Raw genomic sequence first — 18,589 nt, 5'->3', positions numbered from 1 at the left:
TGGGGCCCTATCGGATCAGTCGGAGGATGGAGGCGCCCGTCTGCGGGGCGTTCGGGCTGTAGTTCCAGGCGTCGGACAGCTCGACGAAGCGGGTGTAGTAGCCGGTGACGCACCGGTCGCTGGAGTTCGTGCCCGGCCCGCACACCTTGTTGCCGCTCTTGATCGAGCCGTTGACGGCGTAGCCGGTCAGCGTGAAGGCGGCGTAGCCGTAGACGCGGTACCAGCCGTTGCTCCCGCCGTCCCCGAAATCGTCGAAGAGCGGCAGCAGGATGGTCTGGTCCAGCCACCCGTCGAGATCGGCCTGGGTGCAGCCCGACGGCAGCGCGACACCCGGATCGGACGTGAGGTTCTGACCGATGGCGGAGGTGGCGTGGCACCTGCCCTCGTCAGGCACCACCCACCCGAAGCCGCCGGGCACGAAGTTGCCCGACGGTCCGGTGCAGCCACCGACGTCGTCGGACTTGCTGAACATGATCGTCTGCTCGGTCTCGGTCGAGGGCAGCCCGCCGCCGGTCTGCGCCGCGAAGGAGCACCAGGAGAAGGTCAGCGGAAGCACCGCGGTGCCCTGGCTGGGAGCGCCCCAGCCGACGGTCGCGGTGGCCGAAACCTGGCTGCGGTCGTGCCCGATCACCGGTGCGAACCAGTGCTCCTTGGGGGCGCCACCGGTGACGGTCACGCTGAGCGGGTCGCTGCTGAGCACCGGCTGGCCGGCCGTGCCGGTGGGGTCGTTGAGGCTGATCAGGTGCTGGGCCGTCGCCTGCATGTCGCCGCAGTTGCCGCGCGAGCAGTCCTGGGCCACGGCGATGGCGGCGGCATCGGCCGCGACCTGGAGCCGGGCACGCTCGGCGTAGAGGGCGCCGATGTCCACTGCGATCGCCGCGAAACCGAGCATGGGGACCAGCAGCAGCGCGAAGACGACCGCGGTGGCGCCGCGTTCGCCGTCCAGCCTGCGCCGGGCTCGGGAGGTCAGCCGTTGCATCGCATGACCCCCGTTCCGGTGAGTTCGATCTGGGAACCGAAGAAGCCGGTCAGGTACGGCTTCGGATAGGCGATGGTGAGGCGGACGGCGGTGTCGCCGGCGCCCGTGGTGGGACAGGTCTCTTCCGTGCCGCCGACGATGACGATGTCGATCTGGTCGTCGGTGATCACCGGGCTCAGCGACGCGGCGGCGGTGCGGACGACGGCCCGTGCGTCCACCGGGTCGTTGCGCAGGGCCATCGCCCGCACGCCCTCACGGGCGGCCGCAGAGAGCGTGCCCTGCACCTGGAAGGCGTGGCCGAACTCGATGATGCCGATGACCAGCACGAGCAGCAGCGGCACGATGAAGGCGAACTCCACCGCGGTGGCGCCGCGCTCGCCGCGCAGACGTCTGGTCATCTCTGGTCACCGCCTCTCCTCGTGCAGCGGCGCAGCGGCCCCGCGAAGGGGCCGCTGCGCCGTCACGGCCGCTACCGGACCGGATGCGCTTACGGGGTCGTGGTAGTGGTGCCACCGAGGCTGCCGGTGACCGACTGGAAGAGGCCGTTCAGCTGCTCACCGAGCAGGGTCACCGCCGCGATGATCACGACGGCGATGAGGCCGACCATGAGGCCGTACTCGACGGCGGTCGCACCCTTCTCCTCGCGCTTCAGGCGGTCCTGCGCGAAGGCGACGAGGCTGGCGAGCGTGGCGTAGGCGTTGATCATGTGGAACTCCCTCAGTCGTGGGCCGTGGATCCGGATCGGCGTGATCCGGATCGCAGCTACTGGAGGGCTAGTCGGGCAGGACGGGTCGCGGCTTGAGCGGTCCTCACCCCATCCGGGGACATCGCTCCACCATCAGGGCGACGGCGAGGGGCCTTGCTCACGCACCGTTACGGAACAGCGGCGCTCAGGCGGCGAGCGACCCGCTCCAGCCGATGGCGACCGCCGCGCCGAGCAGCATGGCCGGACCGAACGGCAGCTCCGCCTTCAGCCCGATCCGCCGCGTGGCGAGGAGGAGCAGGGCCAGGGCCGCCTGGACGACGAAGCCGGCCACCGCGCCGAGCAGCACCGCGTCCCACCCGAGCCAGCCGAGCGGGAGGCCGAGCAGCCCGGCCAGCTTCACGTCACCCATGCCGAGCCCGGAAGGTGAGATCAGCGCCAGCACCAGGTAGCTGCCGAAGAGCACCGCCGCCGCGATGCCGGCGCGGAGCAGGGCGTCCCAGGCGCCGTCCACGGCCGCGGCCAGGGTCAGCAGGCCGGCGGTGACACCGGCGGCCGGGCCGATCACCCGATTGGGCAGCAGCCGGTGCTGCAGATCGATCACGGCCAGCAGCACGCCCGCCCCCGCGACGGCGAGGAAAGCGGGCAGCTCCGCCGCCGGGCCGGCGCGCAGGGCCACCAGGGCGAACAGCGCCGCGGTCGCCAGTTCCAGCAGCGGCCGACGAACGGCACGCCGGGCGCCGGGCGCTCCGTCGGCGCGCCACGGGAAGGCACCGGCTGCCCGGTTGGCGCCCGCGCCCACGACCAGCCCGGCGGCTGCCGCGAGGCCCACGAGCACCCCGGTCACGGCGTGCGTACCTGACGCGGCGTGATCACGACGTCACCCTCGCACAGGTGCGACCCCTGTTCCGGCAGGCTGGGTGGCGACTCCGCACCGCGGCCTCCAGCGGACTGGTGTCCACCGGCGAGACCCCACCCCGGGCACCGGATCGACCGTCGCCGACGGGCAACGGCTCAGCTGGAACTTACTCGGCCACGCTGGACACCGGCGCGGCGGTGCGCGCCATCGACGGGGCGATCAGCCGGGTCAGCGCGATCCGGGCGGGCCTGGGCGCGATCGAGAACCGCCTGGAGCACACCGTCGCCCGGCCGGACGTGTCGGTGGAGAACACGACGGCCGCGTTCTCCCTCATCCGCGACGCCGACGTCGCGGCGGAGATGACCCTCCTCACCCGGAACCAGGTGCTGGTCCAGGCCGGGACGGCGATGCTCGCCGAGGCCGACCAGGCACCCAGGGCATCCTGCACCTGCTGAACTGACCCCGCGGCCGGCTGCCCGGTGAGCGCGCGGGCCGGTGTGATGGAGTCACCCGCGGCGCCAGGCGGAGAGGGGTCCGATGAGCAGCGAGCCGCGGTTGGACCGCCGGCTGGGCACCGGGGACGCCGTCGTCCTCGGTCTGGGGTCGATGATCGGCGCCGGGGTCTTCGCCGCCTTCGCCCCGGCGGCCCGCGCCGCCGGCTCGGGGCTGCTGATCGGTCTGGGCCTGGCCGCCGTGGTGGCCTACTGCAACGCGACCGCCTCGGCGCAGCTGGCCGCGCAGTACCCGGAGTCCGGCGGCACCTACGTCTACGGCCGCGAACGCCTCGGCCCCTGGTGGGGCTTCTTCGCCGGCTGGGCGTTCGTCGTCGGCAAGACCGCCAGCTGCGCCGCCATGGCGCTGACCTTCGCCGCCTACACCGTTCCGCCGGCCTGGCAGCGCCCGGCCGCGGTCGCCGCCGTCGTCGCGCTGGTGGCGGTGAACTACCGAGGCATCACCCGCACGGCCCGCCTGACCCGGTTGCTCCTGGCGGTCGTGCTCGCCGCGCTCGCCGTGGCGGTGCTCGCGGCCCTCTCGGCGGAGACCGCGGACGCCGGTCGGCTGACCGACTGGTCCGACGTCCCGCACGGCTGGTACGGCGTGCTGCAGGCGGCCGGGCTGCTCTTCTTCGCCTTCGCCGGCTACGCCCGCCTGGCCACCCTCGGGGAGGAGGTGCGCGACCCGGCCCGGACGATCCCCCGGGCCATCCCGCTGGCGCTCGGCATCGCCGTCGCCGTCTACGCCGTCGTGGCGGGAACGTTGCTGGTCGCGCTGGGACCGCGGGGCATCGCCGCATCGGGGACCCCCGTCGCCGGCGCGGTCGCGGCCGGGCCGTGGGAGTGGGCCTCCCCGCTCGTCGGCATCGGCGCGGCGGCGGCCTCGCTCGGCGCGCTGCTGGGGCTGGTCGCCGGGGTGGGACGGACCGGCCTGGCGATGGCCCGCACCGGTGACCTCCCCGGCTGGCTGGCCGCGGTGCACCCCCGGCACCGGGTGCCGCACCACGCGGAGCTCGCCCTCGGCGCGGTCGTGTGCGGGCTGGTCCTGACCGCCGACCTGCGGGCCCTCATCGGGTTCTCGTCGTTCGGCGTCCTGCTGTACTACCTGGTCGCGAACGTGGCCGCGTACACGCAGCCGGCCGACCACCGGCGCTGGCCGCGGGCGCTGCAGGTGGCCGGCGGCACCGGCTGCATCGTCCTGGCCGCGACACTGCCCTGGTCATCGGTAGCGGTCGGCGTCGCCACCCTTGCCGTGGGTGCCGGTCTCCGGGCACTCGGGCGCCGCCCGCCCGATCACCGCGCCTGACGACCGCAGGTGGGTCAGACTCCCGACGTGACCGCGGAACCGCGCCCCACCCCGCCCCGGACCGCTGCCACAGGGTCGTACCGGGGACACGGCGTCCATGCCGCTCCGGGGGTGCACGAGTACACCGTCGAGCTGGTGCGCCGGGCGCTGCCGGAGGGCGGTCGGATCCTGGAGGTCGGCGCCGGGTGCGGCGCGCTGGCCTGCCGGCTTCGCGACGCCGGTTTCGACGTCGTGCCGACCGACCTGGAGCCGCCGCACGACCACGACTGGATCCACCGCCTGGACCTCGACGATCCGGAGTGGACCGAGGAGACCCGCGGCCCCTTCGACATGGTGGTCTGCGTCGAGACCCTCGAGCACGTGGAGAACCCGCGGAAGGTGCTGCGCTCGATCAGGTCACTGCTGCGGCCCGGCGACAAGCTGCTGGTGAGCACGCCGAACGTGACCCACCCGCACTCCCGGCTGAAGATGTTCCTGCGCGGCGCGCCGTTCATCTTCGGCCCGACGCACTACCACCGGCCCGGACACATCACGATCCTCCCCGACTGGATGCTCACCGAGCACGTCCGGCTGGCCGGGTTCGAGGACGTCACGGTGACGACCGCCGGCAGCACCTGGTTCGAAGGGCCGCGCCGGATCGCCCACCGGGTCGAGATCGGCCTGCTGTGGCTCATCGGGGTGCGCCAGCGGGCCGACTCCGGCGAGGGGATCTGCACGTTCGTCACCGCTGTCGCCGCCTGACCGCCGCGGCGACGTCCGAGCGCGGGCGGCGCGAGCCGCGCCCCTGCACCGACGAGCGCCCCCTGCCCTGAACCGGGCAGGGGGCGCTCGTTCATCGGTCCCGGAGCCCCGCGGCCCCGAGGTGGGTCATCCAGCCGGCCGGAAGGACACGTGGGGGTGATCCATGTGGTTGGCCGTGGCGGATCCGCGGTCGGCCATGTCTCGCCACGCCCAACCGGTCCACGGACCGGCGACCCGTTGGGCCCAGATCACGTACTCGACGCCGAATCGGGCCGCGTTGTCGATCACGTACTGAGCGACGGCGTCACCCTTGGCACGGTCGGTGTGGACCATGAAGTCGGCCGCGCGGCCCTGGGTGGGACTGTGGCCGGGGCGCGTGACGACCGTCGAGACGCCGAACCGCTCGGCGACCTCCTGGACGGCGGGCCGGACGTGCGGGTCCCAGGCACCGTAGGAGCGCGGAGCCGCAGCCGGTGCGGGCGACGGAGCCGGGGCGGCCCGGCCCGATCGGCTGGCACGCTCAGGAGCCGCACTCGGCGCGGCCGCCAGGGTCGCTGCGCCGCCGATGCGCAGAACCTGCCCGACGCGCAGGAGGTTCGGGTTGGCGCCGATCGTGGCGCGGTTGTCGGCGTAGATGCCCCGCCAGGAGGTGCCATGGCCGGCCGCGAGCTTGCTGAGGGTGTCGCCGGAACGAACCGTGTGCTCCCCGGTGTGTGCCGCCGCCGGAGCGATGTTCCCGAGCGAGACGGCCGATACCGCCGCGAGGACGACGGCGGGGTACGCCACGGCCGCGACGGCGCGGTTGCGGGTGGGACGACGGTGTCGTTGCTTGGTGCGGTAGCTGGTGCGCATGGAGTGGTGAGCCTCTCACCGCCTGCGGAGTTAGCTGTCGGGTTCGGGCGAGAGCTGCCCGGCCGCGTCGTGCGGCTTCACCCCGAGGCCCGGAGGGCCACTGTCCGTGGGTCCCCCGCGTCTGCCCGTCGTCTCGACGCCTCCGGTGGCCGTGGGCAGGTTCGGCGGGCGGCCATCCGGGTCCGCCGATCGGCGGACCTGCGAAGGCTAGACAGGCCGGGCGGGGCGCCAATAGGTCACGCGCTAGCTTTTCTGGGACCCTCCGCGAAGAAGCACGGCGCGTCACCAGCCATGAGCGCAGCGCCCCGCTCCTCCATGATCGGTGGGCCTCGATACCCGAAGGCCCGATCGGCGACCGGGATCACGGGCCGCCGATCGAGCCGGGGCCGGGGGGCCCGGGGGGGGGGGGGGGGGCCCCCGCGGCCCCCCGGGGGGGGGGGGCCGGGGGGGGGGGGGGGGGGCCGCCCCCCCCCCCCCGGACCGGGCTGTGCGATCAGGCCTGGTCGGTGGCCTGACGGCGGCGGTAGGCGACGGCGCCGGCGGCGGCCGCACCGGCCGCGGCGAGGGCACCCACGCCGATCGCGGCCTGCTGCTCGATGCCGCTGGTCGAGCCGGCACCGGTCTCGGCACCACCGGCGGGCATCTGGCCCATCTGCGAGGCGTTCAGCACGCCACAGGCAGCGGGAGCAGTGGCCTCCAGCGGCAGCGACGGGTCCAGCGAGCTCTGGCCGGCCTCGGCGTCGTAGGAGCCGTTGCCGTTGACGTCGATGCCGTGGACGACCAGCACCGCGTTGCCGGCCGCGAAGGCCTCCTGCACGTCCTGGGTCACCGTGAAGGTGCGCTCGTAGGTGTACGAGTCGTTCTCGGGGGTCGGGAACCGGTCGACGGCCAGGCCGCTGTCCGGCCCGGTGTCGCCCTCGGTGGTCAGCGAGGTCCCGATCATGCCGTAGAACGGCTGCCCCTCGGCGGTGCTGATGATGCCGTCACCGTCCGAGTCGGCGGACGCGGGCGGGCAGACGCCCTGGGCGCCGATGTGGAAGTGCTGGGCGTGCGGGGAGCCCGCGAGGACCCCGTTCGCCTCGACCGTGACGGTGGCCTGGTCGCCCTCGAGCGTGACCATGCCCGTGCCGGTGACGCCGGAGTCGTTCAGCGACCCGAGGTCGGCCTGGTAGCTGCCGTCGTGGGCGGCCAGCGCCGAGGTCGCGGTCAGCAGCGGGAACGCCGCGGCGGCGAGGGCGACGGTCGGAAGTGCGAATGCCTTGCGCATGAGGACTCCTTCGTCTCGGGGTCAACCCTCCCGTGGTGCGGAGGGCATCGGGCACGGTTCGGAACCGGCACCCGTGTGCGGACGGCGAATCGGTTCGCCGATCGGAGAACGCAGGTCGGGGAGAACCCGGCAGTGCGGTGGTCGGCCCCGGAGAGGTCCGCGTCCACCAGGCCCGCCACAGGGCGTTCGCATCCGATGCCCGGACCGGTTCATCTCGAACGCGCATCACCCGATCGTGCACATGACGTTCCGTGACACACCGATCGGACCGCGCCGGCAGGTCCCGGCCGGAGGGGGACGACGGACGAGTCGGCCTGTACGCCGGGTTCTGTCCACGGGCGCCTCGCGGCCTCCCGATGGGCGGTCATCCATCTAGGCCGGCCGTTGCCGGCCGGCTCGAGCGGTCTACCCGCAGGCTCGGGCGGGCCGCCCTCGAACGCCTGCGCAGGACGTCGGCGAACCGCCGTCCCTTCTTGACCTAGCTCCGGGTGGGGTTTACCGAGCCACACCGGTCACCCGGTGTGCGGTGGTCTCTTACACCGCCGTTTCACCCTTACCAGCGGCGAGCCGCTGGCGGTCTGTTCTCTGTGGCACTGTCCCGCGGGTCACCCCGGGTCGCCGTTAACGACCACCCTGCCCTGTGGAGCCCGGACGTTCCTCGGCGACGGGGTCTCCCCCGCCGACGCGACCGCCCAGCCGACTCGTCCGTCGTGCCGGCCAGTGTAAGGGGCGGTCATCCCCAGTAGAGCGAGAAGCCCACCCGGCGGTCGCCGTCCTCGGTCAGGGTCGACATGTCGATCTGTCGCCGTGCCTGTTCATCGACCGACTCGTCCGAGAGAGCCTCGAGGTACCGCCGGTGCTCGGTCAGCGACGCGACGGCGGCCGCCACTCCCCCGCTGACGTCCATCGCGTGCGGCGGTTCGCCGCCCATGTGCTGCACCGCGACGTACTGCACGCCCGACCAGGGCTCCTCGGTCAGGTCCGGGAAGATCCACTCGTTCGCGGCGTCGGCGACCGCGTCGAGCACCGACCGGGTCAGCGCCCGGTGATCGGGCGAGTTGAGCGCCCCGGGGCTCACGCCCGGCGGCGTCCAGGTGTCGCCGCCCCACATGGTCACCACGAGGTCGGGCCGGTGCCGCCGGATCCCCCCGGCCAGCTCCCGCCGCAGCGCCGGGCCGGCCTCCAGCACGCCGTCCCGGTGGTCGAGGAACTCCACCTCGGTCACCCCCACGGCGGCGGCCGATGCGCGCTGCTCCGCCTCGCGCAGCGGCGCGGCCTCCTCCGGCGGCATGCCGGCGATGCCCGCCTCACCACGGGTGGCCAGCAGGTAGTGCACCTCCTTGCCGGCCGCCGTCCACACCGCGACGGCGGCGGCGAGGCCGTACTCGATGTCGTCGGGATGGGCGGCGACGACGAGGGCGCGCTGCCAGTCGTCGGGCATGGGAGCGGTGGGCACGGAGCCGAGTCTGCCGTCGATGGGGCGGATCCGCGGTGTGGCGGGGATGCCGCCCCGCAGCGCGGTCCTGGGCACCGCGCCGCGGCACCGGCGGTCAGCGCGCCCAGGCGCGGTCGCCGGCACGGCGACGATGCACCGGGTCAGCGGCCGCGGGCCACCCGCAGCGCGGCCTGCAGCATGGGCACCTGGAAAGGGATGCGGGCCGCGGCCACCGCCAGCTTGGCGGGCTGGTGCCGGGTGGCCCGAAGCGTCTGCAGGTGCGCCGGCAGCACCCCGAGCAGCAGCCCGACCGCCGCCCAGCCGCCGGCGCGCCGGGTCCCGGGCACCGCGAGCAGCGCCGCGGTGGCCAGTTCGACGACACCGCTGCCGATCACCCACGGCCGGGCGGGGCCGAGCTCCGGAGGGATCATCCATTCGTAGACCTGCGGCCGCACCAGGTGGAACACCCCGGTCCCGGTCAGCCCGGCAGCCATTCCCAGCGCTCGCGTCTCTGCCCGCATGCGTCTCACCGTAGGGTCACGCGTCATATCCGCCGCCGACCTGCTCATCGCGGCCGGGATCGCACTCCTGGCGGGCGTCGTGAACTCCATCGCCGGCGGCGGCTCGCTGATCCTCTTCCCCACGCTCGTCGCGCTCGGGCTGGGCACCGTGGCGGCGAACGTGACCAACTAGCCGTTCGCCGATGGTCGACGCGACAGGGGTCAGCGCAGGTGCGCGGTGTCGTTCACCAGCCGTACCGAAGCCCGGCCGTCGGAGGTCCAGGCGACGGTGCACAGGGAGGCCGCCTCCAGGAACACCCGGTGGACGACGTCGTCGCCCACTCCCAGCCCGGCCGCGAGCAGCAGCTTGATCGGCGTGACGTGGCTGACCAGCAGCACCGTCTTGCCGGCGTGCCGGGTCAGCACGCGACGCCGCGCACCGGCCACCCGCGCGCTCACGTCGGCGATGGACTCCCCGCCGGGCGCGGCGACGGTGACCTCCCCCATGAACCGGCGCACCGCGAGCGGGTGCCGGGCCCGGGCCTCGTCGAAGGTGAGCCCCTCCAGGTCGCCGAAGTCCAGCTCCACCAGGTCGTCGTCGAACTCGACGGGCAGCCCCAGCGCGGCGGCCACGATCTCGGCGGTCTCCCGGGTCCGGCGCAGCGGGGAGGCGACGACCACCTCGACGCCCAGCGCGGCGACGCGTACCCCGGCCGCCTCGGCCTCGGCCCGCCCGGTGCGGGACAGCGGCAGGTCGTTTCGGCCGCTGAACCTGCGTTCGGGGGTGTGCTCGGTCTGGCCGTGGCGGAGCAGGTGCGTGACCGTGGTGACGACGGGCGCCGGCTCGGCCGTGGGCTGGACGTCGTCCTCGGCCACGGACGGCTCGGCCGCGATGTCGCGGTGGACCGGCTTGCCGTCCATCGCGCTGTTGGCCAGGGCGTCGGCGGCGCCGTTCTGCGCCCGCGGCACCCAGGTGTACCGGACGCCGCCGAGTTTGCGGGCGATCTGCTGGGCCTGCAGCGCCAGCTGCTGCATGTCCGGGTGCTTGATCTTCCAGCGCCCCGACATCTGCTCGACGACGAGCTTGGAGTCCATGCGGACCTCGACCTGCGCGGAGGCATCGAGGTCGAGCGCTGCCTGCAGGCCGGCCACCAGGCCGCCGTACTCGGCGACGTTGTTGGTCGCCCGGCCGACGGATGCGGCGCGCTCGGCCAGCACCCGCCCGGTCTGCGCGTCCCGCACCAGCGCGCCGTAACCGGCCGGCCCGGGGTTGCCCCGCGAGCCGCCGTCCGCCTCGACGATGAACCGGCGAGTCATCGCTCGGCTCCGGTCTCGATCCGCTCCTCGGTCGCTGTCCCCCGCAAGCGGGAGGTGCCCCCAGCCTGGGGCGATGCTCCCTCGACCGTCGCTCTCGCGGTCACAGTCCTGACTCAGCCGTGCGCACCAGGATCCGGCCGCAGTTCTCGCAGCGGACGACCTCGTGCGGGTCGGCGTTGCGCACCGTGGCCAGGTCTCGGCCGTTCAGCTCGATCCGGCACCCCTGGCACTGCCGGGTCTTCAGCATCGCCGCCCCGGTGGTGCCGGTCTGCGTGCGCATCCGGTCGTAGAGGCTCAGCAAGGGCGCCGAGATGCCCCCGGCGACGGCGGCCCGCGCAGCCTCGTGCCGGGTGGTGCCGTCGGCGATGTCGGCCAGCGCGTCGTCGCGCAGCTGCTCGGCCCGCTCGAGCGCTGCCCGCGCCTCGTCCCGGCCCTCCTGGGCGGACCGGAGCGCCGCCTCGGCGGTCTCGAGCTGTTCCATGAGCTCGAGCTCCTGGTCCTCCAGATCCGACTGACGGCGCGCCAGTGACTGCAGCTCGTGCTGCAGGTCGGTCATCTGCTTCGGCGAGACGCTGCCGGAGTCGAGCAGCTTCTGGTCCTTGGCCGCGCGCGCCCGGACCGTCTCCACGTCGGCCTCCAGCCGCTTCACTTCACGCTGCAGGTCCCGCGCCGCGGTCTCGGCCCGGACGGCGTCGTCGGCCAGCGCCCGTTCCGCCCCGGCGGCGGACTCGACGGCGGCGGCCTCCGGCAACGTCCGCCTGCGGTGCGCGAGCTGGGTCAGCGCGACGTCCTCCGCCGCCAGCTCCAGAAGCTTCTGCTGCTCGAAATGGTCAGCTTTCACCCGTCCAACCTACCCGTGCGCCCACCACCTCCGGCCCCCGTGCAGGGGCCCACCACGAGCATGCGAGTGGTGGGGGGCACGGGGGTCCTTCTGCTACCTGCGCACCGCCCTCGCCCCGCGCCGGTGAGCCGGCCCGTGCCCGGCTTCCCGCAGGGCCAGTTCGGCTTCGACCGCGGCGACCGCGGCAGCGGGGGCCGGCAGCCGGCCGGAGGCGAGCACCACGCCGTCGACGATCAGCGACTCGACCGCCATCCCGGCGCGCACCGACCGCCGGAGCGCCGGGCCGCGCAGGCCCCTTCGGCGGCCGCCCCGCACCAGCTCCGGCACCAGCCACACCCAGTTCGACGGCGAGACGATCTCGACGGCGACGTCGCCCGGCAGCGCCGCGCGCAGGGCGCGGTACACCGGGGCGACGCCGTCGTCGCTCTCGTCGCGCGGTGCGTGGCAGTGCGAGCCGCCCTCGTCGAACGGCCGCACGTCGCCGCTGCAGCACCCGCCGGAGGCAGCGACGTCGCGGAGGCCGCGGACGAGGACGACCCGCGAGGTCACCGGCGGTCGTCCCGGTCGGCCCCGCCCAGCGGGACGTCGGACGTCGCCTGGTCCGGGTTGGCCCGGGCGACGACGGACTCCTCCCCGGTGCCCGTGCCCTCGACCGGCACGGCGGGGCGTTCCCGCCGGGCCGCGACCAGCGCCAGCACCGCTTCCACGATCAGCCAGATCGCCAGGACGAAGATCAGCGCGTCCAGCGGCGCCAGCACCCACTGCTCGGCCTCGATGAAGTTCCGCAGGTTCAGGATCAGCGCCCAGGTGGTCATGGCCAGCAGGAAGACCAGCGGGATGATCGCGGCGAGCGGGTTGCGCCCGCGGCGGGTCACCCACACCGCGATCACCGAGAGCGCCAGCCCGGCGGTCAGCTGGTTGGTCGTCCCGAACAGCTGCCACAGGACGCCGAAGGTGTAGCCCGACGCGCCGCCACCGGGCAGCAGCGCCATCGCCAGCGGGATGAGGACGGCGACGGTCGTCGCCACGGTGAGGTTGCGGGCGAGCACCTTGATCCTGAGCTGTTCGCCGATCTCCTGCACGAGGTAGCGCTGCAGCCGGACGCCGGTGTCCATCGTCGTCGCCGCGAAGCTGATGACGACGACCGCCGCGAAGGTGGTCGCGAGGTCCAGCGGGATCGCGAGGTTGTTGGCGAACTGCGCCACGCCGTTGACGAAGTTGCCGGCGGCGCCGCCGGACGCGGTCGCGAAGTCGGCGTACAGCGCGTTCCACTCCACCTCCGACGCCGCGACGCCGGCGGTGGCCGCGAGCACTGCGCCGGTGGCCAGCGAGCCCTCGCCGACCGCGCCCATGTAACCGACGTAGCGGGCGTCGGTCTCCTTGTCCAGCTGCTTGGACGTCGTACCCGAGGAGACCAGTGAATGGAATCCGGAGACCGCCCCGCAGGCCACGGTGATGAACAGGAACGGGAAGAAGTTCGGCGACCCCTCCGGCACGTCGTTGACCACCGGCGCCTGGATGGTGTTCATGCCGACGATCACCCCGAGCGCGATGACACCGAGGGCGATGAAGAGCTGGTGGCTGTTGATGTAGTCCCGCGGCTGCAGCAGCATCCAGACCGGGATGCGCGAGGCGACCCAGGTGTAGATGAACAGCAGGACGACCCAGACGTTGCGGGTCTGCTCGACACCCAGCGCCTCGGCCAGGCCGTCGAGCGAGATCGGGAACGCCTGGCCGACGAGGATCAGCGCGTACAGGACGATCACGCCGACGATCGACGGGATCAGCGCCGACGAGCGCGTCTTGTAGATGTACTGCCCGATCGCCATGGCCATCGGGATCTCCACGATGATCGGGATGACGGCCGCGGGGTTGCCCACGAACAGGTTGCCGATGACGACGGCGAAGACCGCGTTCACCAGGGTGAGCAGGAAGAAAATGATGATCATGAAGAGCATGCGCGCGCGGCCGTTGATCACGTCGCCGGCCAGCGTGCCGATGCTCTTGGCCTTGTGCCGCACCGAGACCGCCAGCGCGCCGAAGTCGTGCACCCCGGCGGCGAAGATCGTGCCGAGGACGATCCACAGCAACGCCGGTCCCCAGCCCCAGAAGACCGCGATGGCCGGGCCGACGATCGGCGCGGCACCGGCCACCGAGGTGAAGTGGTGGCCGAACAGCACGTGCTTGTTGGTCGGCACGAAGTCGTTGCCGTCGTTGAACTCGTGCGCCGGCGTGACGAACGCCGGATCGAGGGCGTAGACCTTCCTGGCGAGATAGCTGGAGTAGTACCGGTAGCCGAGGAAGAACAGCACCCCGACCACGACGGCCACGACGATCGCAGGCACGGCGACTCCCTGGTCCCAAGGCGGCTCGGTTGCCGCCGTCCGAGGGGAGTAGACAACCAGGTGATGGACCCCACAAGTGTTGAGGCCGCATTTCGCTCGGCGGGCGTGGCCGAACTGTTATGGCGCAGCCCGGACGGACCTCCGGGCGCCATCGGGGTCGTCCCCCTCCTCCTGGGAGGGAAGCCGACGGTCGCGATGCCCTGGGCGCACGTCGGCACGGCCCGTGCGGCAGCCGCGAGCGACACCGCGGCACTGGTCCTCTCCGATCCGCGGCTGGCCGGTTCCCGGTGGGCGCCGCTCGTGGCGACCGGCCGCCTGACCCTCGTCGAGGACGGCGACGGCGACCTGTTCACCGAGGAGCTGCTCGCCCAGGAGGTGCGCAAGCACCCGCCGGCGCGCGCCCTGGCGGACTCACCCATGCTGCGCCGCGAGCACTGGTGGTACCTCCCGCGTCTGGTGCTCGTGCTCGATGCCGTCGACGTCGTCCCGGGCGGGCGCCGCGACGGCCCGGCGGACGCCGTCCTCGGCGTCGACGACGGTCGCCTGCACGTCCGTACCGTCCGGGTCCCCGACTGGGACGCCGATCCCCTGCCGGTGCTCGACGGGCCTCCGGAGGCCTCCGGCCCGGCCGTGCTGATCGGCCAGGAGATCTCCGTGCCCGACGTCGAACGGTGGACGGTGCACACCACCACCGGCCGGTACGCCGACGGCGGGCTGACCGGGGTGCGGCCGGCCGCCACCCGGCAGCTGGAGCCGGTGCCGGGGCTCTTCGCCCGGATGCGCCGCCAGCGGAGCCTCGAGCGGGCCTGCATCCAGGCGCTCAAGGCCGCCGGTCACGCGTAGCCCGGACCGGTCACCCCGGCGCGTCCGCCCGGAGGCTCCACGGATCGGTCCGCCGGGTGGAGACGGCGACCTCCGCCCGGCCGCCCAGGTCGCCGCGCAGCACCTCAGCGGCCACCGGCAGCCAGGGCCACTCGGAGGCGTAGTGCGCCACGTCGCACAGCGCCGGGCCGGGCACCTCCAGGGCGTCGGACACCGGGTGGTGCTTCAGGTCGCTGGTCAGCAGCACGTCGGCGCCGGCCGCAGCCGCCGCGCCGAGCAGCGAGCCGCCGCTGCCGCCGCACACCGCGACCGTGCCGACGATCCGGTCCGGGTCGCCGGCGGCGCGCACCCCGCCGGCGGTGACCGGCAGCGCCGCGGCGGCCCGCCCGGCGAACTCCCGGAGGGGGATCGCCTCCGGGAGGCGGCCCACCCGCCCCAGGCCCGCCCGGGGATCGTGCGCGACCGGCTGGAGCGGAACAGCGTCGACGAGCCCCAGGACGCCGGCCAGCGCGGCGTTGACCCCGTGGTCGGGCGCCCGGTCGGCGTTGGTGTGCGCGACGAACAGCGCCGCGCCGGCCCGCACCAGCCGGTGCACCAGCCGGCCCTTGGGGTCGTCGGCCGGCACCCCGTGGACGGGGCTGAGGAACAACGGGTGGTGGGTGACGAGCAGCTGGGTCCCGGTCTCGATCACCTCGTCGACGACGGCTGCCGTGGGATCGACGGCGAACAGCACCCGCCGCACCTCCTCGGCCGGGTCGCCGCACACCAGGCCGACGGCGTCCCAGCTCTCGGCGAGCGCGGGGTCGTAGCGGGCGTCCAGGGCGGCGAGAACTTCACCGAGTCGCACGGTCACGACTCCGCAGGGTAGGCGGAAGGTCCCGGCGACCGACCCGGTGGAATGCCAAGCTTTCCCTGTGGCGGACCAGCGGCGTCGGGAACGGGCGCTGCGGGCCCCGGCGTGGCTCGAGGAGCTGGTGCGCACCACGCCGCCACCGGTGCCGTGGCGCGACGTCGCCCGCTTCGCCGTCTCGGTACCCGCCCCGCTGGCGCTGGCGGTGACCCTGGGCGGGCTGGAGTCCGAGGCCGTCCTCGGCGCCGGCGTGTTCGGGACGATGGGTGCGCTGGCGGCGGCGCTGGCGCCCCAGCCCGGGCCGCTGCGCGACCGGCTGCGCCGGACCGGCGCCGCCACGGTCTTCGGCATGCTGGGGCTCCTGGCCGGCCAGTACGCCACCGGCGGCGGCTGGGCGCCCGTCGTCGTCATCGCCGCGCTCTCGGCGATCGCGGCGCTGGTCAGCGCCGTCAACGCGGCGCTCTCCCTCGGCGCGCTGCAGCTGCTGATCTACACCGCGCTCGCCTCGGGGCTGGTCACCCCGCTGCCGGCCGCCGCGGGAGTCGGTTTCTTCCTGTGCGGCGCGGGATGGGCGGCCCTCACCACGCTCGTCCAGGCCCGGAGCGAGCTCCTGGACCCGGACCGGGCCGCGGTGGCGGCGGTGTTCAGCCGCATCGAGGCCCTCCTCGCCGCCGTCGGCACCGACCGCGCACAGGAGGCGCGGCGAGCCCTCACCACCGCGCTCAACGCCGCCTACGACCGGGTGATCCGCAGCCGGAGCCGATCGGCCGGCCGCAGCCGCGAGCTGTCGGAGCTCGCGGGGGTGCTGAACGCCGCCGCACCGCTGGTCGAGGGCGCCGTCGCCGCGGCCCGGGCAGGGACACCGCCCGACCCGGAGGACGTGGCCGCCGTCCACGCCTTCGCCGCGGCGCTCACCGGCAGCGGCGAGCTGACCGGCCGGCTGCCGGCGCCGCTGGATGCGGGCTCCCCCGCCGTGCGCGCGGTGCGGCACGGCGTGCGGCTGGTCTGGAACGTCGTCGGCGATCCCGGAGAACGGGCCAGCGCCGCAGCGACGACCGCGCCGCGGAGCCTGCGGGCACGGGCGCACGAGCTGGTCGAGCACACCCTGGGCAGCGCCGACACCCGTGCCTTCGCCGTCCGCCTGTCGCTGTGCATGACCGTGGCCGAGATCGCCCGCCAGCACCTGCCGATCGAACGTGCCTACTGGGTGCTGCTCACCGTCGCGATCGTGCTGAAGCCCGACTTCGGGTCGGTGTTCACCCGCGCCGTGCAGCGCGGCGCCGGCACGCTGCTGGGCGTCCTGCTCGGCTCGGCGCTGCTGGCGGTCCTCCCCCACGACGCCTGGGTGCTCGTCGCGCTCACCGTCTCGGCGGCCGTGCTGCCGTGGGCCCGGGATGCGAACTTCGGCATGTTCTCGGTGTTCCAGACGCCGCTGATCATCCTGCTGCTGGACCTCGCGCTGCCCAGCGGCCCGGGGCTGGTCGGCGCGCGGCTGCTCGACACGCTGATCGGCTGCGCGATCGTGCTGGTCTTCGGCTACCTGCTCTGGCCGCAGACCTGGCGGGCGCCGCTGGACGAGGCTTTCCGGGACGCGGTGCTGGCCCTCGATGCCTTCGTCGACGCCGCCTTCACCGGCGGCCCGGCCGAGCGCCGCCGAGCCCGCCGGCGGAACTACCGCGCGCTCACCGAGCTGCAGACCCAGCTGCAGCGGCGGCTGGCCGAGCCTCCTCCGATCAGCAGCCGCGCGGCTGCGTGGTGGCCGGTGATCGTGCAGCTGGAACGCACCTCCGACGCGGTCACCGAAGCGGTGATCGCCACGCGCGGCGGCGAGCCGGCCCCCGACCCGGCGCAGGTGGCGGTGCTGCGCCGGGCCATCCGCCGGCTGGAAGGCGACGTCCGGGCACAGCAGGCCGCCGACGACGCCGAACTGCACGCCGAGGGCGTGCTCGCCCCGGTGGCCCGGGAGGTGGACACCGCCCGCCGGCTGGTCCGCGAGGCCGCGCCCGGTCGCCGTGCCGGGCACTGAGCCGCTCCATCGGTGGTCCTCGCGCGCCCGTCGTCGTCCCGGCGCAGGCGGCTTCTAGCGGTCGTCGCAACCGCATCCCGTCCCGCCCCCGGTTGCGCCGGGCGGCCGCGCCCTCTGGGATGGCGCCGTGCCGAACGACCCGCCGCTGCTGACCCTGCCCCCGCTCGACGGGCCGCCTCCACCCGGGTCCCGGACGGTGACCACCGACGACGGCGTCGACCTGCACGTGGAGTTCGACGGACCGGCCGGGGGCGGTGGGTCGGGCGGAGGCTCGGACGCGCCGCTGACCGTCGTCCTCTCCCACGGGTTCACCGCCCGGCTGGCCGAGTGGGAATTGCAGCGGGAAGCGCTGCGCGGCCGGGTCCGCCTGGTGCTGTGGGACCAGCGGGGGCACGGTCGCTCCGGCTGGACGCCGCTGACCCGGGCCACGATCGACCGGACCGGGCGCGACCTCGGTCAGGTGCTGGACGCCGTCGTCCCCAGCGGACCGGTCGTGCTGGCCGGGCACTCGATGGGCGGGATGAGCATCCTGGCGCTCGCCCGGCAGCGTCCGGAGCTGTTCGGCACCCGCGTCGTCGGCGCGTTCCTGCTGGCCACCTCCGCCGGCGGGCTCGTGGACACCGGGCTGCTCGCGTTCGCCGTGAAGGTCATGCGCCGGGTGGGGTTGCTGTCGGTCTACCTGTGGGTGCTGCAGAGGCTGGCCCCGTTCCTCGAGCGGCGGCGCCGGCGCGGGACCGTCCTCGGCCGCCGCGCGATCCGCCGGCTGCTCTTCGGGCGGGACGACGCCGATCCGCGCAGCGTGCGCCTGGTCCAGCAACTGCTGGAGGAGACCCCGCTGCCGGTGACGATGGCGTTCTACGCGACATTCCTCGACCACGACGAGACCGCCGCCCTGCCGGTGCTGCGCCGCGTGCCGGTCACGGTGGTGGCCGCGACGCACGACCGGCTCACCCCCGCCTCCCACGGCCGGCGGATCGCCGAGACCATCGGGGCCGGTGCCGAACTGGTGGTGGTGCCGGGGGCCGGTCACAGCGTCAACCTCACCCGCCGGGCCGTGGTCGACCGCGCCTTCCTCGACCTGCTCGACCGCGTGGACCACCGGGCGCGCGAGGCCGGTTGAGCAGCCGGATCCCGGGCACCCCAGGATGTGCGCCGGGCCACAAGATCGGTTGGCGCGCACTGCGCGGCACACATAACTTCGGCTGCCGGCCGATACGTGCGACGGCCCTGGCCAGAGGCGACCGGGGCGGCG

Annotated in this window: 20 protein-coding genes, 1 other RNA gene and 1 riboswitch; of the genes, 7 read left to right on the top strand and 14 right to left on the bottom strand. The window is 74.2% G+C overall.

The annotated features are described in order from the left end of the window. Nucleotides 1-7: 7 nt before the first annotated feature. The 4 genes from QOZ86_RS04955 to QOZ86_RS04940 form a co-directional block, all read right to left on the bottom strand. Complete coding sequence (locus QOZ86_RS04955; protein ID WP_284490849.1) at nt 8-979, bottom strand: pilus assembly protein TadG-related protein; 972 nt, start codon at nt 977-979, stop codon at nt 8-10. Further along, a complete protein-coding gene (locus QOZ86_RS04950; protein ID WP_284490848.1) occupies nt 967-1,377 on the bottom strand; it encodes a TadE/TadG family type IV pilus assembly protein in 411 nt (136 codons plus the stop codon). Before QOZ86_RS04950 ends, QOZ86_RS04955 begins: the two co-directional genes overlap by 13 nt. An 89-nt stretch (nt 1,378-1,466) precedes the next feature. Further along, nucleotides 1,467-1,685: a Flp family type IVb pilin gene (locus QOZ86_RS04945; protein ID WP_284490847.1), complete on the bottom strand. Its 219-nt coding sequence runs from the start codon at nt 1,683-1,685 to the stop codon at nt 1,467-1,469. A gap of 184 nt (nt 1,686-1,869) precedes the next feature. Continuing rightward, a complete protein-coding gene (locus QOZ86_RS04940; protein WP_284490846.1) occupies nt 1,870-2,529 on the bottom strand; it encodes a prepilin peptidase in 660 nt (219 codons plus the stop codon). Between the two features lie 47 nt (nt 2,530-2,576). On the opposite strand from QOZ86_RS04940, the gene QOZ86_RS04935 reads away from it, so the two are divergent. The 3 genes from QOZ86_RS04935 to QOZ86_RS04925 all read left to right on the top strand — a co-directional run bounded on the left by QOZ86_RS04935 (nt 2,577) and on the right by QOZ86_RS04925 (nt 5,082). Continuing rightward, the gene (locus QOZ86_RS04935) at nt 2,577-2,996 is read left to right on the top strand and encodes a flagellin (RefSeq protein ID WP_284490845.1); all 420 of its coding nucleotides are present in this window, start codon (nt 2,577-2,579) and stop codon (nt 2,994-2,996) included. A gap of 82 nt (nt 2,997-3,078) precedes the next feature. Further along, nucleotides 3,079-4,341 (top strand): APC family permease, encoded by a 1,263-nt coding sequence (locus QOZ86_RS04930; RefSeq protein WP_284490844.1) that lies wholly within the window; start codon nt 3,079-3,081, stop codon nt 4,339-4,341. A 111-nt stretch (nt 4,342-4,452) separates the two neighbouring features. Next, entirely contained in the window at nt 4,453-5,082 is a 630-nt protein-coding gene (locus QOZ86_RS04925; RefSeq protein ID WP_284490843.1) for a class I SAM-dependent methyltransferase, read from the top strand. 126 nt (nt 5,083-5,208) lie between these two features. On the opposite strand, the gene QOZ86_RS04920 is transcribed toward QOZ86_RS04925, so the two are convergent. From QOZ86_RS04920 to QOZ86_RS04900, 5 genes are all read right to left on the bottom strand, one after another. Beyond that, complete coding sequence (locus tag QOZ86_RS04920; protein WP_284490842.1) at nt 5,209-5,934, bottom strand: LysM peptidoglycan-binding domain-containing protein; 726 nt, start codon at nt 5,932-5,934, stop codon at nt 5,209-5,211. A gap of 24 nt (nt 5,935-5,958) precedes the next feature. Beyond that, nucleotides 5,959-6,053: riboswitch (cyclic di-AMP (ydaO/yuaA leader) on the bottom strand. 374 nt (nt 6,054-6,427) lie between these two features. After that, nucleotides 6,428-7,201: a GVDTG sorting domain-containing protein gene (locus QOZ86_RS04915; RefSeq protein ID WP_284490841.1), complete on the bottom strand. Its 774-nt coding sequence runs from the start codon at nt 7,199-7,201 to the stop codon at nt 6,428-6,430. 301 nt (nt 7,202-7,502) lie between these two features. Further along, an RNA gene (gene rnpB, locus QOZ86_RS04910) (RNase P RNA component class A) lies at nt 7,503-7,905 on the bottom strand. 29 nt (nt 7,906-7,934) lie between these two features. Beyond that, nucleotides 7,935-8,657 (bottom strand): PIG-L deacetylase family protein, encoded by a 723-nt coding sequence (locus QOZ86_RS04905; RefSeq protein WP_284490840.1) that lies wholly within the window; start codon nt 8,655-8,657, stop codon nt 7,935-7,937. A 140-nt stretch (nt 8,658-8,797) separates the two neighbouring features. After that, nucleotides 8,798-9,157 carry a DoxX family protein gene (locus tag QOZ86_RS04900; protein WP_284490839.1) on the bottom strand — a complete coding sequence of 120 codons (360 nt, stop codon included), beginning with the start codon at nt 9,155-9,157 and terminating at the stop codon, nt 8,798-8,800. Between QOZ86_RS04900 and QOZ86_RS04895 the strand changes: the two genes are divergently transcribed. Then, entirely contained in the window at nt 9,156-9,329 is a 174-nt protein-coding gene (locus QOZ86_RS04895) for a hypothetical protein (RefSeq protein ID WP_284490838.1), read from the top strand. The genes QOZ86_RS04900 and QOZ86_RS04895 overlap by 2 nt on opposite strands. 29 nt (nt 9,330-9,358) lie before the next feature. On the opposite strand, the gene QOZ86_RS04890 is transcribed toward QOZ86_RS04895, so the two are convergent. From QOZ86_RS04890 to QOZ86_RS04875, 4 genes are all read right to left on the bottom strand, one after another. Beyond that, nucleotides 9,359-10,453, bottom strand: coding sequence for a bifunctional RNase H/acid phosphatase (locus QOZ86_RS04890; RefSeq protein ID WP_284490837.1), 1,095 nt, complete (start codon nt 10,451-10,453; stop codon nt 9,359-9,361). Nucleotides 10,454-10,553: 100 nt separating this feature from the next. Further along, a complete protein-coding gene (locus tag QOZ86_RS04885; RefSeq protein ID WP_284490836.1) occupies nt 10,554-11,294 on the bottom strand; it encodes a zinc ribbon domain-containing protein in 741 nt (246 codons plus the stop codon). Nucleotides 11,295-11,387: 93 nt separating this feature from the next. Continuing rightward, entirely contained in the window at nt 11,388-11,843 is a 456-nt protein-coding gene (locus QOZ86_RS04880; RefSeq protein WP_284490835.1) for a hypothetical protein, read from the bottom strand. Then, nucleotides 11,840-13,639, bottom strand: coding sequence for a carbon starvation CstA family protein (locus QOZ86_RS04875; protein ID WP_284490834.1), 1,800 nt, complete (start codon nt 13,637-13,639; stop codon nt 11,840-11,842). Before QOZ86_RS04875 ends, QOZ86_RS04880 begins: the two co-directional genes overlap by 4 nt. Nucleotides 13,640-13,744: 105 nt before the next feature. Between QOZ86_RS04875 and QOZ86_RS04870 the strand changes: the two genes are divergently transcribed. Further along, a complete protein-coding gene (locus QOZ86_RS04870) occupies nt 13,745-14,482 on the top strand; it encodes a hypothetical protein (protein WP_284490833.1) in 738 nt (245 codons plus the stop codon). 10 nt (nt 14,483-14,492) lie between these two features. On the opposite strand, the gene QOZ86_RS04865 is transcribed toward QOZ86_RS04870, so the two are convergent. Beyond that, nucleotides 14,493-15,314, bottom strand: a complete 822-nt coding sequence (locus tag QOZ86_RS04865; protein ID WP_284490832.1) for a Nif3-like dinuclear metal center hexameric protein — start codon at nt 15,312-15,314, stop codon at nt 14,493-14,495. A gap of 61 nt (nt 15,315-15,375) precedes the next feature. Between QOZ86_RS04865 and QOZ86_RS04860 the strand changes: the two genes are divergently transcribed. Beyond that, complete coding sequence (locus QOZ86_RS04860) at nt 15,376-17,337, top strand: FUSC family protein (protein WP_284490831.1); 1,962 nt, start codon at nt 15,376-15,378, stop codon at nt 17,335-17,337. 127 nt (nt 17,338-17,464) lie between these two features. Continuing rightward, nucleotides 17,465-18,457, top strand: coding sequence for an alpha/beta fold hydrolase (locus tag QOZ86_RS04855; protein WP_284490830.1), 993 nt, complete (start codon nt 17,465-17,467; stop codon nt 18,455-18,457). Nucleotides 18,458-18,589: the final 132 nt, after the last annotated feature.

The organism is Blastococcus capsensis (genome assembly GCF_030165005.1).
Classification (GTDB): Bacteria; Actinomycetota; Actinomycetes; order Mycobacteriales; family Geodermatophilaceae; genus Blastococcus; species Blastococcus capsensis.
Note: the sequence above shows the minus strand (reverse complement) of the source record. Positions and strands in the feature narration are given on the sequence as shown.

Excerpts from the sequence above, each read along its gene's own strand:
- QOZ86_RS04955 (WP_284490849.1), bottom strand. The coding sequence starts at position 979 with ATGCAACGGCTGACCTCCCGAGCCCGGCGCAGGCTGGACGGCGAACGC.
- QOZ86_RS04950 (WP_284490848.1), bottom strand. The coding sequence starts at position 1,377 with ATGACCAGACGTCTGCGCGGCGAGCGCGGCGCCACCGCGGTGGAGTTC.
- QOZ86_RS04945 (WP_284490847.1), bottom strand. The coding sequence starts at position 1,685 with ATGATCAACGCCTACGCCACGCTCGCCAGCCTCGTCGCCTTCGCGCAG.
- QOZ86_RS04930 (WP_284490844.1), top strand. The coding sequence starts at position 3,079 with ATGAGCAGCGAGCCGCGGTTGGACCGCCGGCTGGGCACCGGGGACGCC.
- QOZ86_RS04920 (WP_284490842.1), bottom strand. The coding sequence starts at position 5,934 with ATGCGCACCAGCTACCGCACCAAGCAACGACACCGTCGTCCCACCCGC.
- QOZ86_RS04915 (WP_284490841.1), bottom strand. The coding sequence starts at position 7,201 with ATGCGCAAGGCATTCGCACTTCCGACCGTCGCCCTCGCCGCCGCGGCG.
- QOZ86_RS04895 (WP_284490838.1), top strand. The coding sequence starts at position 9,156 with ATGCGTCTCACCGTAGGGTCACGCGTCATATCCGCCGCCGACCTGCTC.
- QOZ86_RS04900 (WP_284490839.1), bottom strand. The coding sequence starts at position 9,157 with ATGCGGGCAGAGACGCGAGCGCTGGGAATGGCTGCCGGGCTGACCGGG.
- QOZ86_RS04890 (WP_284490837.1), bottom strand. The coding sequence starts at position 10,453 with ATGACTCGCCGGTTCATCGTCGAGGCGGACGGCGGCTCGCGGGGCAAC.